Here is a 14,234-nt window from a genome sequence, read left to right on the forward strand (position 1 = left end):
TATCATTATTATTGTCATTTAACATCGTTTTAAATACTTGCGGCAATTTTGCCATTTCAATCGCTTTATTTTGCAGGTCTTTTGGAATATCTGCGTTTTTAATCGCTTCTTCCACAGAAGAACTGTCCTTTTGGTTAAGTCCATCCAGAACACTGGAAGAAATTCCGTATTTTTTCAAATCTTCACTCGTAATCTTTCCATTTACAATATCATCTATTGTAACACCGTGCTGTTTCAGCATTTCTTCAGTAATCCCTGCCGCCTTCAATACTTTCCTGACATTCTCAGCTGTCATGCCGGAATTATCCCCTTCAGAATCACCGGTTACAGCTGAAGTTGCCGCTCCTGCCATTGCTTTTACTACCTGGCTCTTGATCATCTCGTCTGCCGGTGTCAGTTCTGCGATCTTATCTGCTACAAACGGAGTCGCGATCACTACAACGATAAGCGTAAAAACGGTTGCTGCCAGCGACACTGCTATTTTCACCGCACCTTTATATATACCAACTGCAAATCCAATCAGAAAGATTGCTCCTATTGCCATTACCATCCAGTCCATATACTCTCCTTATCTGACAAGTCGTATGTTGTCCATTCCATTTACATCCAGCACAATATATTTATTTACCCCAAATACAGGGACAATTTCCAATATACTATCATCCATCGTGCCTTCAAATTTATGTATTCCATTTTTTAAATAAATACTGCATTTTTTGCCATCGAAAAGAATCACCTGATTTCCGCAGATTCTGATGTTCCGGTAATTTTCTTTTATTTCTTTGGAAAGCACTTTTTTACCGGAAGTGTTATACAAGCGAAGCTCGTATCCATCTTTTCCTGTGTTTTTAAGCAGCATACCAACATATTTTTCATTATGGGCGATGCTCTGGATCTGTTTATTGATCGTTACGGTTGTAACTTCTTTTGGTGTCTCTTTGCCCTCAAAAAATGTCAGACAGTTGTCACCTGCAACAGCGGATACATTGCCTTTCATATAAAATCCATCAGCCAACACGCTGTCCTTATATTCTTTTTTCGCAACTTCGTGATCTTTTACATTTTCTCCTGCCGTTCCAAAATTGTAGTATGCTACTTTGGAAATAAGTTTTCCTCCCTGTACCTGCATATAAACTGCCTGCATGACTTCTCCATCCTCTGACATGGAAACATCCAGCGGATAGCCGGTTCCGCCAAGTGATGCCTGATGTTCTACAAGCAGATTACCGGCAGTATCATAGCAGACAATCTCCGGAGCGGATTCATTCTTTACAATTGCGCTTACGATTCCCTGCCCTGATACGGCGATCTTTTCAATAGGAAGGGTCGTGTGCACTTCTCCTTTTTCGCCATTTTTATCAAATATAAAAATATCATTTCCACCTTCATCCGCAATTGCGGCACAGTCTCCCATGACTTTTACGATCGGTGTCTTTAACTGGCAGGACTGGTTCCACTGCTCTTCCCCTTTTTCATTTACATAGGCTACACCGTCACGGCTGTATTTTAATACCCCTTTCGCAAATGTTTTATAACTGCTGTTCGCTGCTCCGCTGAGCGCATAAGTTTCAGATACGCGGACAGAAGTGTATGTTCTAAAATAAATAATCCCGAAAATCACCAGCACCAAAAGTAGCAGCCCTCCCGCGAACAGAAGTGTACTCTTTTTCCACACTCTTTTGCGCTTTACATTCGGGATTCTCGGATCTGGAGAATGGTTCTCATCTACAACCCGGAATTTTCTATTTTTACTTTGCACGTTTTTATCCCCTTTGTTTTGATTTTGTGACCAGTATAGCACATCCCAGAAACAGACGCAAAGCCAAAACTTGTCACTTCACAGTTCCGGCTTTGCTTTTCTTATTTAAAATATTATGGAAGCAAAAGTTTTTGTCCTATATAAATCAGATTTCCGTCTGTCAGACCATTCATCTTACAGATAGCTTCTACATGATTTGCTGTTCCATACAGTTTCAGGCTGATCTTGTCCAGTGTATCGCCGCGCTGTACAGTATAATAATCTTCCTGCGCCTGTTTTCCTGTGGCTGCTGACTGTTCTGTCTTCTGCTGTTCATTTTCTGTTTTTTTTCGATTTTCGGTTTCCTTACTATCCGCTTTATTATCCACGGTTTTTTCTTCCGTTTTATTTTTCTGATTTTGTTTATCTTCTTTATTATTTTCAGCTTCTTTTACAGTTCCATTTGTCTCTTCGGTTTTGCCAATCGACATGGACAGCATGTCCAGGGATTTCTGTACCGAGCGCATCTTGTCCACATTATTCATGGTTGAGATTCCGATTGCAAGCACAACAACTACCAGAGATACACTCATCGCATAGCTAAATCTGGATGACTGCCTCTGTTCCCGATAATTCTTTTTGTTTCTTACTGTACTACGAAAATTCTTTGCAGCTCGATCCTCAACCAGCTCACTGGGTGTCACGCCATTTTCTTTTCTCGTCCGAATCATATAACTTTGCATCGTCGGATTTCTTTCATAATAAATATAATGTCCGCCCATCTGCATCAGCTCACCATATTTGCACGCATAAAAAATTTCATCCGTTTCCAGTGCATCACGCCATATGAAAACGGTATTTTCCTTTTCAAATAATTTCTTATGGAGCTCTCCCACCCCCTGATTCAGTCCCATCGGATGACCGGTCTCGATCATACACCAGCCGACTGCTTCCTGTTCGGGGAAATGCGTCTCACGCTCCTCCTGCGTCCGTTTCCATATCTCTTCATCCATCCGAATCTCTGTCCCTGTAACTTCGACCGCTTCAATCTGCAGCGCTCCTGATATGTATACAACTGCCTGTCCTTCCTGCTCCACAATCTCCCCTGTGAGCAGAGCTGCTATCGGCGAATCAATTGCTTTCATCCGCAATTGATTCAGATACGTATCTACATAGTCCTCCATGTAGATTTTTGGTTCGTCACTGACGTTCCCGATTTGCCTTACATTTTTTGGAAATTGTCTTTCCATATACTCCTCACCTCATTTATGAAATTTTTGTATATGGTAGCACGGGATTTTTGCAGATTTTAGCATATGATGGGGATAAAGTGGATAAAGTTTTCGACAGGATGTGAATAAATGTAAAAAGGGGACGGGGATTTTCTAGAAAATCCCCGTCCCCTTTTAGGTCATATTTTTTCTTATACAAATGCTTTTACTTTTTCGTAAATGCTGTCTGCATCCAGTCCGTATTTCTTAATCAGTTCTACAGCCGGTCCAGACTCTCCATATGTATCATTTACACCAATCTTCAGAACTTTTGCAGGTGCTTTCTCAGCAACAACGTCGCATACTGCACTTCCGAGTCCTCCGATAACAGAGTGCTCTTCTGCTGTTACGATCTTGCCCGTCTTAGCTGCTGCTTTGATAACTGCTTCTTCGTCTAACGGTTTGATCGTGTGCATGTTGATTACTTCTGCACTGATTCCGTCTGCTGCAAGCTTCTCTGCTGCTACAAGTGACTCAGAAACAGTCAGTCCTGATGCGATAATTGTAACATCAGTTCCTTCTCTTAATGTTACAGCTTTTCCAAGCTCGAATTTGTAATCCGGATTGTCATTGATTACCGGAACAGCAAGTCTTCCGAAACGAAGATAAACAGGTCCTACATGTTCGTAAGCTGCTTCTACTGCTGCTTTTGCTTCAACATCATCAGCTGGGTTGATAACAACCATTCCCGGAATTGTTCTCATCAGAGCGATGTCTTCGTTACACTGATGTGTTGCTCCGTCTTCTCCTACAGAAATACCTGCATGAGTTGCTCCGATCTTAACATTTAACTTCGGATATCCGACCGAGTTACGAACCTGCTCAAATGCACGTCCTGCTGCGAACATTGCAAAAGAACTTGCAAATGGAACCATTCCTGTTGTAGCAAGTCCTGCTGCCACACCAATCATATTGCTCTCTGCGATACCGCAGTCAATATGACGCTCTGGGAATGCTTTCTTGAAGATTCCTGTCTTTGTAGCTGCTGCAAGGTCTGCATCCAAAACTACAACATTGTCATGTTTTTTACCTAATTCAACTAAAGCATTACCGTAGCTTTCTCTTGTTGCGATCTTCTTTACTTCTGACATAATGCTTCACCTACTTTCTCTAAATCTGCCATAGCAACTGCATACTGCTCATCGTTCGGAGCAGATCCGTGCCATGATACCTGATTCTCCATAAAGGAAACTCCTTTACCTTTCACAGTCTTGGCAATGATTGCTGTTGGCTGTCCTTTTATTTCTCTTGCTTCTTTGAATGCAGCATCGATTGCATCGAAATCATGTCCGTCGATATTGATTACATGGAAGTTAAATGCTTCAAACTTCTTGTCGATCGGATATGGAGAGTTTACTTCTTCTACAGTTCCGTCGATCTGAAGGTTATTGTTATCTACAATTACTACAAGGTTGTCCAGTTTTCTGTGACCTGCTAACATAGCAGCTTCCCATACCTGTCCTTCCTGGATCTCACCATCTCCAAGCAGAGTATATACTCTGTAAGATGCATCATTTAATTTTGCAGAAATTGCCATACCAACTGCTGCTGAAATCCCCTGTCCAAGAGAACCACTTGACATATCAACTCCCGGAATGTGTTTCATATCCGGATGTCCCTGCAGGTAAGATCCCACTTTACGAAGTGTAGTCAGATCTTCAACCGGGAAAAAGCCTTTGTTGGCAAGTGTCGCATAGTAACCTGGTGCTGTATGTCCTTTGGACAGCACAAAACGATCACGATCTGCTTTCTTAGGATCTTTTGGATCTACATTCATCTCTTCAAAATAAAGATATGTATAAATGTCAGCTGCTGACAGTGATCCGCCCGGATGTCCGGATTTGGCACTGTGAACTGCTGTGATGGCACCTTTACGAACTTCGTTCGCCATCTTCATTAATTCTAATTTGTTCATGGTGTTCCTCCTAATATGAAAATGCTCTCTATTCTCCAAATACAGCTTTGTAGTCAGCCTGGAATTTCGCGATTCCTGCGTCTGTTAATGGATGTTTTGTCATCTGCTCGATAACTTTGTATGGTACAGTTGCAATATCAGCTCCTGCTAATGCGCAGTCTGTTACATGCATTGGGTGACGTACACTTGCTGCAATGATCTCTGTGTCGATTCCTGCAACTTCGAAGATCTGAGCGATCTCTGTGATCAGGTCAGTTCCTCTTACAGAAATGTCATCCAGACGTCCAAGGAATGGAGATACATATGTTGCTCCTGCTCTTGCAGCCAGAAGTGCCTGGTTAGCAGAGAAGATTAATGTAACATTTGTCTTAATTCCCTCTGAAGAAAGTACTTTACAAGCTTTTAATCCTTCTACTGTCATAGGGATCTTAACTACCATGTTCGGATGAATCTTAGCGATTTCTCTTCCCTCTTTGATCATGCCTTCAGCATCAACAGTTGTAGCTTTTACTTCACCACTGATCGGTCCATCCACGATAGATGCGATCTCTGCGATTACCTCTTCAAATACTTTTCCTTCTTTAGCGATCAGAGATGGGTTTGTTGTTACTCCACAGATAACTCCCATGTCATTAGCCTTTCTGATGTCGTCAACGTTCGCTGTGTCAATGAAAAATTTCATTTTTTATTCCTCCTTTAATCATTCGTGAATCTCTTCACAGATCCTTATGTTCACATGATAAAATTATATCCTATCATGCGACATTTGGTCAATAGTTCATTTTTTATTAATAATTTTATCTATTAATAAATACGTTATATTAGTTAATATTTTTTAATTCCTTGTAAAATTGTTATGATATTTTTTCGATATTCTTTTATTTTCTGTTGTTTTCATGCCATGCTGCTTTGTCGATGCCATATTATTAATAATAATTTTCGAAAATATATTAATTTTCCATCTGTAATTTATTTTTATCCATAATTCTGCATGCAGATTTCATCCAACTCCCTGCCTTATTCCCACACACAAAGCTCACTTATTCTTGTTCTTTATTTCTGTATGTAAGATTTATCCGTTCCCACTCTTTATTTCTATATGCAGCACCTACCTGCGCCTGCGTTTTATTTCCCGTGGGTAAGATGTTGTTCCGCGCACGATCAGTTGCGGTTCATATTCGACATGATAGGTACTGATTGGCTCAATGTCCGAATATTTCGTATTGTGAGATGCGATTTTTTTCATGATAATATCGCATGCATCCCTTCCTTTGAATATTACAAAATGTTCAATAGTCGTAAGATCTACTTTGTGCATCCGGGCAAATAATGTATTATCGCATCCCATCACAGACATATCTCCCGGCACTTTAAGTTTCGCTTCGTGCAGTGCATCGAGAATGCCAAAGGCGATCATATCGTTCAGGCCAACAATAGCCGTCACTTCCGGCGATTCTTTCAGGAGCTCACGTGTCAACTCGTAACCAATCTTATACTCCGAATCAATATGTGCCACATCCAGATCAATTTCTTCTCTCGCCGCTTTGATGATGACCTGGTCTTTCAGACCTTTTTCCGCAAATCCATTCAGAAATCCTTCCACACGTTTTGACCGCTGTTTCTGCCTGGTCGTCAATGGCGGCGCCACATATGCCACCTTCCGGTGTCCCAGTTCAAGGAGATGTTCTGCCATCATGCGTCCCAGTTTGGAATTGTCCAGTTCCACAGCATCTACATTCAGCCGTTCATTCTGGTTATTGATGATTGCAACCGGAATCGATCTTGACAATTCTTCTACCAGTTCCATAAAACAATGACTCGGATTACATGTATAAATAATGCCAAGTGGCTTTAATTCCCACATCATTTTCAGATATCGTTCTTCCATATGCAAATCACGCTGCGTATTGCAGACAAACAGTCCGAATCCCTGCTCTTTCGCCCGCGATTCAATCCCCTGCAGAAGCATTACATAGTATGGATTTGTAAGATTGGAGCAAAATACAACCAGAAGTTTTTCTTTCTTACTTTCTTTGCGGTGTTTACGTTTCTGCGGAACATATCCCAATTCTTTCGCCACACGCTCAACTTTTTCCACAGTCTCTTTTGAAAAAGACACATTATATTTTTTATTTAATACCATTGAAACGGTCGACTGCGACACTCCGGCAGCTTTTGCGATATCCATAGATGTCACTTTACGTTTTCCCATAGTTTTCCACACATCCTTCCACACTCTTTAAAAGGGGACGGGGCTTTTCTAGAAAATCCCCGTCCCCTTTTACTTTATAATTCCGTTCTGCCTTCCAGCGCTCGGAGCAATGTCACTTCATCAATATATTCCAGATCTCCGCCTACCGGAACACCACTGGCGATCCGGCTGACTTTCACGCCGATCGGTTTGATCAATTTGCTGATATACATCGCTGTTGTCTCACCTTCCAGGCTGGAATTGGTCGCGATGATCACTTCTTCCACATCGCCTTCCAGTCGTTTGATCAGCTCTTTCAGTTTAATATCTTCCGGACCGATACCAAGCATTGGTGAAATCGCTCCATGCAGGACATGATAAACCCCGTTGTATTTTCCCGTCTTTTCATAAGCTGCCAAATCTCTTGTATTTTCCACAACCATGATCGTCTTATGATCCCTGTTTCTATTACTGCAGATTGGGCAGAGTTCCTGATCGGTCAGTGTGCAGCATTCTGCGCAATATCTGACATTCTGTCTTGCTTCCACCATTGTATTTGCCAGTTTCTGTACATCTTCCTTTGGCATATGGATCAAGTGAAATGCAAGCCTTGCCGCCGACTTCGTACCAATTCCAGGCAGACAGGATAAGGCTTCGATCAGTTTGCTTATCTGGTTACTGTAGTAATCCATCTTCTGCTCACCATTCCCGTATTAGAATAATCCCGGCATTCCGCCGCCCATTCCGCCTGTAAATTTGGACATTGCAGAAGCAGACTCTGCATCTACTTTCTCAAGTGCTTCATTGACAGCCGCAACGATTAGGTCTTCAAGCATCTCCACGTCATCCGGATCTACTGCTTCTTCATCCAGTTTCAGTTTCACAATTTTTTTGGAACCGGAAACTGTTGCTTCCACAGCTCCGCCACCTGCTGTTGCTGTAAATTCTTTTGTTTCCATCTCTTTTGCCTGTTCTTCCATCTGACGCTGCATCTTCTGTGCCTGCTTCATCAGATTTGCCATATTTCCCGGCATTCCGCCGCCTGGGAATCCTCCTCTTTTTGCCATGATTAAAATCCTCCTGTTTTGTAATAAAATTTGTAATTATCAGTCTATCTGTTGTATATAATTCTAATTATAATATCTGCGAGCGGTTCCGTATTCCGCATTCTCACACTTTTCCCTACCATTTATATGTCGTAGAATCTCAATCCCACTTTTATACATATACTGGGCAATTTTCAAAATCTTTCATCCACTCATAAACAAGTTCAAGTTGATAAAAAAACTAAAACCTGATATTTAAGTATCATTCGTCCTCAACTGTTATATCCATGTGTATCAGGCTCTCAATATCCACAAACTGGTCTTCAAACCTATGTCCTTCGTCTACATGCCGTACATCGATCTCGACATCTTTGCCAATCTTCTCTGAAATAAGCTCTTTTATCTCTGCTTTATGTGCATCCGAACCAACCATATCTGCACTCATTTCATCCGGAAGTACAATCATAAGCCGGTTGCCTTCACCTGCGCTGAGCCTTGCCCGCTTAAGAAAGTTACGCAGCATCGGGGATGCATCATTGGCGATCATCCGAAAATCTGCAGCAACCGCTTTCACATCTTCATTTAGTGCTTTCGGAAGCTCTGGCTTCTTCTCCTGTGCTGCAGAAGTATCCGATACCGGCATCCGGTAAGCTGCTACCGGTGCATTTGCAACTACCACGCCTTCATCCAGACGTTTTTCCACGGCGCGGATGCGGTCCAAAAGTGCATCCTGACTCGTCTCCATCGCCGGTTTGCATAACTTGATCAACGCAACTTCCAGCAACACTCGCTTCTGTGTTGCAAATTTTAACTGATTCGTAAGATCAGAAAATACACGGATATAACGGATCAGTGTATCGTTATCGATCATCTGCGCTTCTTCCTTCAGACGCGCAAGATTCTCCGTAGAAACATCCAGCACATCTTCCATGTCATCTGAACAGCGCACAAGTAACAGATTTCTCAAATACCATGTGAAATCAGCTGCAAGCTGCGACAGCTCGCGGCCCTGCATCGTCAGTTCTTCCACTGTCTCGATCACTGCATGCACATCCATATCCAGCAGTCTGCGCAGAAGCTTGCTGAATACCTCGGTATCGACAGCGCCAAGCACCTCCAGCACATGGTCATATGTCAGCTTCTCTCCAATGTAAAAAGCCGCACACTGATCCAGGAGACTTAAGGAATCTCGCATAGAACCATCTGCCATCCGCGCCAGATACCGCACTGCTTTTTCTTCCACGTCCCAGCCTTCCTTATTGATCAGCTCCCGGAGCCGTCCGGCAATCGTATCTATGGAAATCCGCTTAAAATCATACCGCTGGCAGCGGCTTAAAATCGTAATCGGTATCTTATGCGCTTCTGTTGTCGCTAAAATAAAAATAACATACTCCGGCGGTTCTTCCAGCGTTTTCAAAAGTGCATTGAAAGCGCCGATCGAAAGCATATGCACCTCATCGATAATATAAACTTTGTAGCGTCCTTCAGTTGGTCTGTAAGCAACTTCCTCACGGATCTCACGGATATTATCCACACCGTTGTTCGATGCCGCATCAATCTCGATTACATTCATGGAATTGCCGGCACTGATTGCCTTGCACATACTACATTCTCCGCATGGACTTCCGTCTACCGGATGTTCGCAGTTTACTGCTTTTGCAAATATTTTGGCAACCGTTGTTTTACCGGTTCCTCTTGTCCCACAAAACAGATATGCATGACCGATACGGTCTGCTTTTATTTGATTTTTTAAAGTCTTAACAATCGCATCCTGACCTTTAACATCTTCAAATTCATCCGGCCGGAATTTACGATACAATGCCATATAAGACATTTATTTACACTCCCTGTTTATCTGTCATTTATCTATTCATCACCAAAACTGATACCGGCAAGTTTTGCTTCATGCACAATCTCAGATTCTGAATCCACGTATTTTAATTTACCAGCCACCTCTGCCAGTGGGATACGGACAATCTTGTTATTTTTAACTCCGAGCATATTGCCGAAATCGCTGTCCAGAATTGCCTCTGCTGCCGCCGCACCGAGTCTTGTTGCAAGCACACGGTCATAAGCACACGGAGAACCTCCTCGCTGTGTATGTCCTGGCACTGTAATACGGACTTCCTGATCCGTCTTCTTCTGCACTTTCTCTGCCAGTTCGTACGCAACAGACGGATACTTTTCTTTTGCTTTTTTTGCTTTCAGGTCCTTCTTGGAAAGTTTCGCATCTTCTTTGGAAATCGCACCTTCTGCAACCGCAATGATCGTGAAATGTTTTCCGGCTTTTCCTCTCTTATTGATCGCTTCTGCGATCACATCAATATCATAAGGGATCTCCGGAAGCAGAATAATATCCGCTCCTCCTGCAATACCCGCATGAAGTGTCACCCAGCCGACCTTGTGTCCCATAACTTCCACGATAAATACACGGCTGTGGGATGTTGCAGTCGTATGGATCCGGTCGATCGTATCCGTCGCAATGTCTACCGCACTCTGGAAACCAAATGTCATATCCGTTCCCCAGAGATCATTGTCGATCGTCTTTGGGAGTGTGACTACATTCAGCCCTTCTTCTCTCAGCATATTTGCAGACTTATGTGTGCCATTGCCACCTAAGATCACAAGACAGTCCAAGTTCAGCTTATGATACGTGTGTTTCATAGCCTCCACCTTGTCTAGCCCATTCTCATCCGGAACACGCATTAATTTGAATGGCTGGCGGGATGTTCCCAGGATCGTTCCACCCATTGTCAGGATTCCGGAAAAGTCCTTTGCTGTCAGCATCTTAAAATTTGAATAGATCAAACCTTTATATCCATCTTGAAATCCATAAATCTCTACATCATCACGTTTCTCGCAGAGTGTCTTTACAACGCCGCGCATTGCTGCATTTAACGCCTGACAATCTCCGCCACTGGTAAGCATACCTAATCTAAACATATTCATCATCCTTTCACAATTACACTTTTGTAAAGTATATATTTGCAAAATAACCAATCATTTTAAAATTATACATGATTTTTATCATCTACGCAATGGAGGATACCAAATTACCAAAAAGGTGCTATAATAAAATACAGTTCTAAATATTTTACAGAAAGCAGGTATTTAATGTGGATAAATTAGATGTGAAATTATGGTCCCTCGCAGCAAAGGGACAGATTGTACCGGATCGTTCTCTTTTAAAAACACCGGAGCAGATTGCTGCGATCCGAAAAAGTGCAGATCTTAATACAGCCGTGTTAGACCACGTTGCCGCGCACATCCATGCAGGCATGAGCACTGCTGAGATCGATAAGCTGGTTTATGATTTTACAACCGAACATGGCGGCATTCCGGCTCCGTTAAATTACGAAGGGTTCCCGAAGAGTGTATGCACTTCTATCAACAATGTCATCTGCCATGGTATCCCGGATGAAAATGAGATTCTGGAAGAAGGCGATATTATCAATGTAGATGTTTCTACTATATTAGATGGTTATTTTTCTGATGCATCCCGTATGTTTACGATTGGAAATGTGTCCCCGGAAGCAGAAAAGATCGTCCGTGTCACAAAAGAATGTGTAGAACTCGGATTAAAAGAAGCAAAACCATGGGGACATTTGGGCGATATCGCTTTTGCGATCAACCGTCATGCACAGAAGAATGGTTACTCTGTCGTAGAAGAAATCGGTGGACACGGAATCGGTCTGGAATTCCACGAAGATCCTTTCGTATGCTATGTCGCACCAAAGGGAAGCGAGATGGTTCTCGTCCCAGGTATGATGTTTACAATCGAGCCGATGATCAACGAAGGTAGCCCGGATTTCTTCGTAGACGAAGATAATGGCTGGACAGTTTTTACCATTGACGACGGTCTATCTGCCCAAATTGAATATATGGTGCTCATCACAGAAGATGGGGCTGAAGTATTGACAAAGTAATCCACATTTTCATCGGGAAAACGCTGAAATCAGCCTGTGGATAACTACTTGAAATGGGGACGGGGATTTTCTAGAAAATCCCCGTCCCCATTTCGTCTATCGTTTCGACAACTAACGCCGAATACGCTCCCATATTCACCACCAGTTCGCCGTCCCTGATAAGATATTTCTCATATTCCGTTGTATATCCATCCTTGTAAGAATACATCAGCCGTCTCATATTTGTCTTCATCGGCACTTCCGCCTGCCATACCGGAACCGTTACTTCTGCAAGTTCGCTCCGGTTATTCAGAATCACAATAATCTGCTCTTCTTCTGTAAATCTGCCGTAAGCCAGTATATTTTTCTCACAGTGTAGCATAACTACAGCTCCTGTCCGCAGCGCTTCATGCTCCTTGTGTATGCGGATCATTTCTTTATGGAATCCCAGCATCTGCTGATCTTCATGTCCCCACGGATAGGTTCGTCGATTATCCGGATCTGTAAATCCACAGACACCAACCTCGTCGCCATAGTATACCGTTGGCGCCCCGATCCACGTCATCTGGAAGGCAACCGCTTCGCGCATTACAGCCGGATTAACAAATTCATTCGCCGCTTCCGGTCCCAGTTCGGCAACACGGCCAACCATATGATTCGTACGCGTTAAAAATCTCGAATGATCGTGATTGGACAATTCATTCATGGATGTCAGAAGGGATGGCACCATCATATTTGCCATATGATACGTCATCGCTCTAGTAAAGTTATCTGCATTTCCGCGGAGCTCTTCACGCATCTCATCACTGTGCTTTTCCATTCCGGTCAGGAACCAGGTGATTGGCTCCATAAATGCATCATAATTCATAACGGTATCCCATTCATCGCCTCCTAGCCATTCTCTCGGATCTCCGTAATGCTCTGCCAGAATAATCGCATCTGGATTCGCATTTTTTACCACTTCACGGAATTTCTTCCAGAATTGATGATTGTACTCGTTGCTTCGTCCGAGATCCGCTGCTACATCCAGTCTCCAGCCATCCACATTGTACGGCGGCGACACCCATTTGCGTCCTGTATTTAAAATATAATTCTCAAGTTTCACCGATTCCTCATAATTTAATTTTGGCAAAGTATCATGCCCCCACCAGCCATCGTATTTTCCATTATATGGCCAGTCTTTTTCCTCATCTGAGAAGAACCGGAAATAATCATGATACGGACTTTCTCTGGAAATATATGCTCCCGGAGCATAGCCTTTCTGCCTCTCGTAAATGCACTCCCGATCCATCCATTTATTAAATGATCCACAGTGATTGAAGACACCGTCCAGAATAATCTTCATACCGCGGCGATGCAGCTCTTCTACCAGTTTTATAAATAATTCGTTGCTTGCTTCCAGATTTGCAAAGGAAGTCGTACGTTTCTGATATTTCGTTGCTTTTTTATTCGATTTCTCGCCGGGCGAAAGCAGTTCGCCGCCATCTTCAACGATTTTTCCAAAATGCGGATCAATATAATCATAATCCTGGATGTCGTATTTATGATTCGAAGGAGAGACAAAAAGTGGGTTGAAATACAGTACTTCCACTCCCAGATCCTGTAAATAGTCCAGTTTGTCAATCACTCCCTGCAGATCACCACCGTAAAATTCCCGGACTCCCATCGCCGCCGGATATTTGTTCCAGTCCGTTACTTTGCTGCTGTAATCGCCAATATAGAAATACTCTCTTGTCTCCACATCATTTTCCGGATCGCCGTTATAAAAACGATCCGTATAAATCTGATAAATAACTGCGCCTTTTGCCCAATCCGGCGTGGAAAATCCCGGAGCCAGACGAAAATCATAATATGGAATCCGCCCATCCGTGAGCCCGCTTCGATTGTAATACCAGACTTCCTCACCATCCTGAATCTCAAAATAATAGGAAGTCATCCCATCTTTCAGTTTCCATTCTGCCCGGTAATAAGTGAACGCACCATAGGTGCGTTCACTTTCCATCGTATATAATTCGTTATTGATCGCCAGCCTTATCTGTATATTATCTTCTTTTGCCGCCCGGAACTTAAGTGTAACTGTTTCCCCCACTTCCGGTTCCAACGGGCACACATACCTCGCTGTTCCGTCACAAAATAAAGCCTGCTTATTCATGTTCTGTCGTCCTTTC

Annotated in this window: 13 protein-coding genes (1 of these 13 cut by a window edge); 1 reads left to right on the forward strand and 12 read right to left on the reverse strand. The window is 42.9% G+C overall.

What is annotated here, in order from left to right:
• The 11 genes from DW125_RS08770 to DW125_RS08820 all read right to left on the reverse strand — a co-directional run.
• Nucleotides 1–559, reverse strand: the 5' portion of a protein-coding gene (locus DW125_RS08770; RefSeq protein ID WP_117537880.1) for a CvpA family protein. Its footprint begins 368 nt before the window's first position; 559 of the gene's 927 nt are visible here — the first part of the coding sequence; the start codon lies at nt 557–559; the stop codon falls past the left edge of the window.
• Nucleotides 560–568: 9 nt separating this feature from the next.
• Nucleotides 569–1,759, reverse strand: coding sequence for a DUF5711 family protein (locus DW125_RS08775; protein WP_117537881.1), 1,191 nt, complete (start codon nt 1,757–1,759; stop codon nt 569–571).
• 113 nt (nt 1,760–1,872) lie between these two features.
• Nucleotides 1,873–2,988, reverse strand: a complete 1,116-nt coding sequence (locus tag DW125_RS08780; protein WP_117537882.1) for a LysM peptidoglycan-binding domain-containing protein — start codon at nt 2,986–2,988, stop codon at nt 1,873–1,875.
• A gap of 173 nt (nt 2,989–3,161) precedes the next feature.
• Nucleotides 3,162–4,100: a transketolase family protein gene (locus DW125_RS08785; RefSeq protein ID WP_117537883.1), complete on the reverse strand. Its 939-nt coding sequence runs from the start codon at nt 4,098–4,100 to the stop codon at nt 3,162–3,164.
• Complete coding sequence (locus DW125_RS08790) at nt 4,088–4,924, reverse strand: transketolase (protein ID WP_021859929.1); 837 nt, start codon at nt 4,922–4,924, stop codon at nt 4,088–4,090. Before DW125_RS08790 ends, DW125_RS08785 begins: the two co-directional genes overlap by 13 nt.
• A 28-nt stretch (nt 4,925–4,952) precedes the next feature.
• Nucleotides 4,953–5,606, reverse strand: a complete 654-nt coding sequence (gene fsa / locus DW125_RS08795; protein ID WP_021859930.1) for a fructose-6-phosphate aldolase — start codon at nt 5,604–5,606, stop codon at nt 4,953–4,955.
• A gap of 426 nt (nt 5,607–6,032) precedes the next feature.
• Nucleotides 6,033–7,136 carry a LacI family DNA-binding transcriptional regulator gene (locus DW125_RS08800; protein ID WP_117537884.1) on the reverse strand — a complete coding sequence of 368 codons (1,104 nt, stop codon included), beginning with the start codon at nt 7,134–7,136 and terminating at the stop codon, nt 6,033–6,035.
• A 74-nt stretch (nt 7,137–7,210) separates the two neighbouring features.
• A complete protein-coding gene (gene recR / locus DW125_RS08805; RefSeq protein ID WP_117537885.1) occupies nt 7,211–7,807 on the reverse strand; it encodes a recombination mediator RecR in 597 nt (198 codons plus the stop codon).
• Nucleotides 7,808–7,828: 21 nt separating this feature from the next.
• On the reverse strand, nt 7,829–8,182 hold the full coding sequence (locus tag DW125_RS08810) for a YbaB/EbfC family nucleoid-associated protein (protein WP_021859873.1): 354 nt from the start codon (nt 8,180–8,182) through the stop codon (nt 7,829–7,831).
• Nucleotides 8,183–8,423: 241 nt separating this feature from the next.
• Entirely contained in the window at nt 8,424–9,995 is a 1,572-nt protein-coding gene (gene dnaX, locus DW125_RS08815) for a DNA polymerase III subunit gamma/tau (RefSeq protein ID WP_117537886.1), read from the reverse strand.
• Between the two features lie 32 nt (nt 9,996–10,027).
• Complete coding sequence (locus tag DW125_RS08820; protein ID WP_117537887.1) at nt 10,028–11,104, reverse strand: 6-phosphofructokinase; 1,077 nt, start codon at nt 11,102–11,104, stop codon at nt 10,028–10,030.
• A 173-nt stretch (nt 11,105–11,277) separates the two neighbouring features.
• Between DW125_RS08820 and map the strand changes: the two genes are divergently transcribed.
• Complete coding sequence (gene map, locus DW125_RS08825) at nt 11,278–12,087, forward strand: type I methionyl aminopeptidase (RefSeq protein ID WP_021859870.1); 810 nt, start codon at nt 11,278–11,280, stop codon at nt 12,085–12,087.
• A 70-nt stretch (nt 12,088–12,157) separates the two neighbouring features.
• On the opposite strand, the gene DW125_RS08830 is transcribed toward map, so the two are convergent.
• Nucleotides 12,158–14,218 carry a glycoside hydrolase family 13 protein gene (locus tag DW125_RS08830; protein WP_117537888.1) on the reverse strand — a complete coding sequence of 687 codons (2,061 nt, stop codon included), beginning with the start codon at nt 14,216–14,218 and terminating at the stop codon, nt 12,158–12,160.
• Between the last annotated feature and the right edge of the window lie 16 nt (nt 14,219–14,234).

The sequence above is a fragment of the Dorea sp. AM10-31 genome, assembly GCF_003435815.1.
GTDB classification, from domain to species: Bacteria; Bacillota; Clostridia; order Lachnospirales; family Lachnospiraceae; genus Dorea_D; species Dorea_D hominis.

Excerpts from the sequence above, each read along its gene's own strand:
- DW125_RS08810 (WP_021859873.1), bottom strand. The coding sequence starts at position 8,182 with ATGGCAAAAAGAGGAGGATTCCCAGGCGGCGGAATGCCGGGAAATATG.
- DW125_RS08785 (WP_117537883.1), bottom strand. The coding sequence starts at position 4,100 with ATGTCAGAAGTAAAGAAGATCGCAACAAGAGAAAGCTACGGTAATGCT.
- dnaX (WP_117537886.1), bottom strand. The coding sequence starts at position 9,995 with ATGTCTTATATGGCATTGTATCGTAAATTCCGGCCGGATGAATTTGAA.
- recR (WP_117537885.1), bottom strand. The coding sequence starts at position 7,807 with ATGGATTACTACAGTAACCAGATAAGCAAACTGATCGAAGCCTTATCC.
- fsa (WP_021859930.1), bottom strand. The coding sequence starts at position 5,606 with ATGAAATTTTTCATTGACACAGCGAACGTTGACGACATCAGAAAGGCT.
- DW125_RS08830 (WP_117537888.1), bottom strand. The coding sequence starts at position 14,218 with ATGAATAAGCAGGCTTTATTTTGTGACGGAACAGCGAGGTATGTGTGC.
- DW125_RS08790 (WP_021859929.1), bottom strand. The coding sequence starts at position 4,924 with ATGAACAAATTAGAATTAATGAAGATGGCGAACGAAGTTCGTAAAGGT.
- DW125_RS08820 (WP_117537887.1), bottom strand. The coding sequence starts at position 11,104 with ATGTTTAGATTAGGTATGCTTACCAGTGGCGGAGATTGTCAGGCGTTA.
- DW125_RS08780 (WP_117537882.1), bottom strand. The coding sequence starts at position 2,988 with ATGGAAAGACAATTTCCAAAAAATGTAAGGCAAATCGGGAACGTCAGT.
- DW125_RS08800 (WP_117537884.1), bottom strand. The coding sequence starts at position 7,136 with ATGGGAAAACGTAAAGTGACATCTATGGATATCGCAAAAGCTGCCGGA.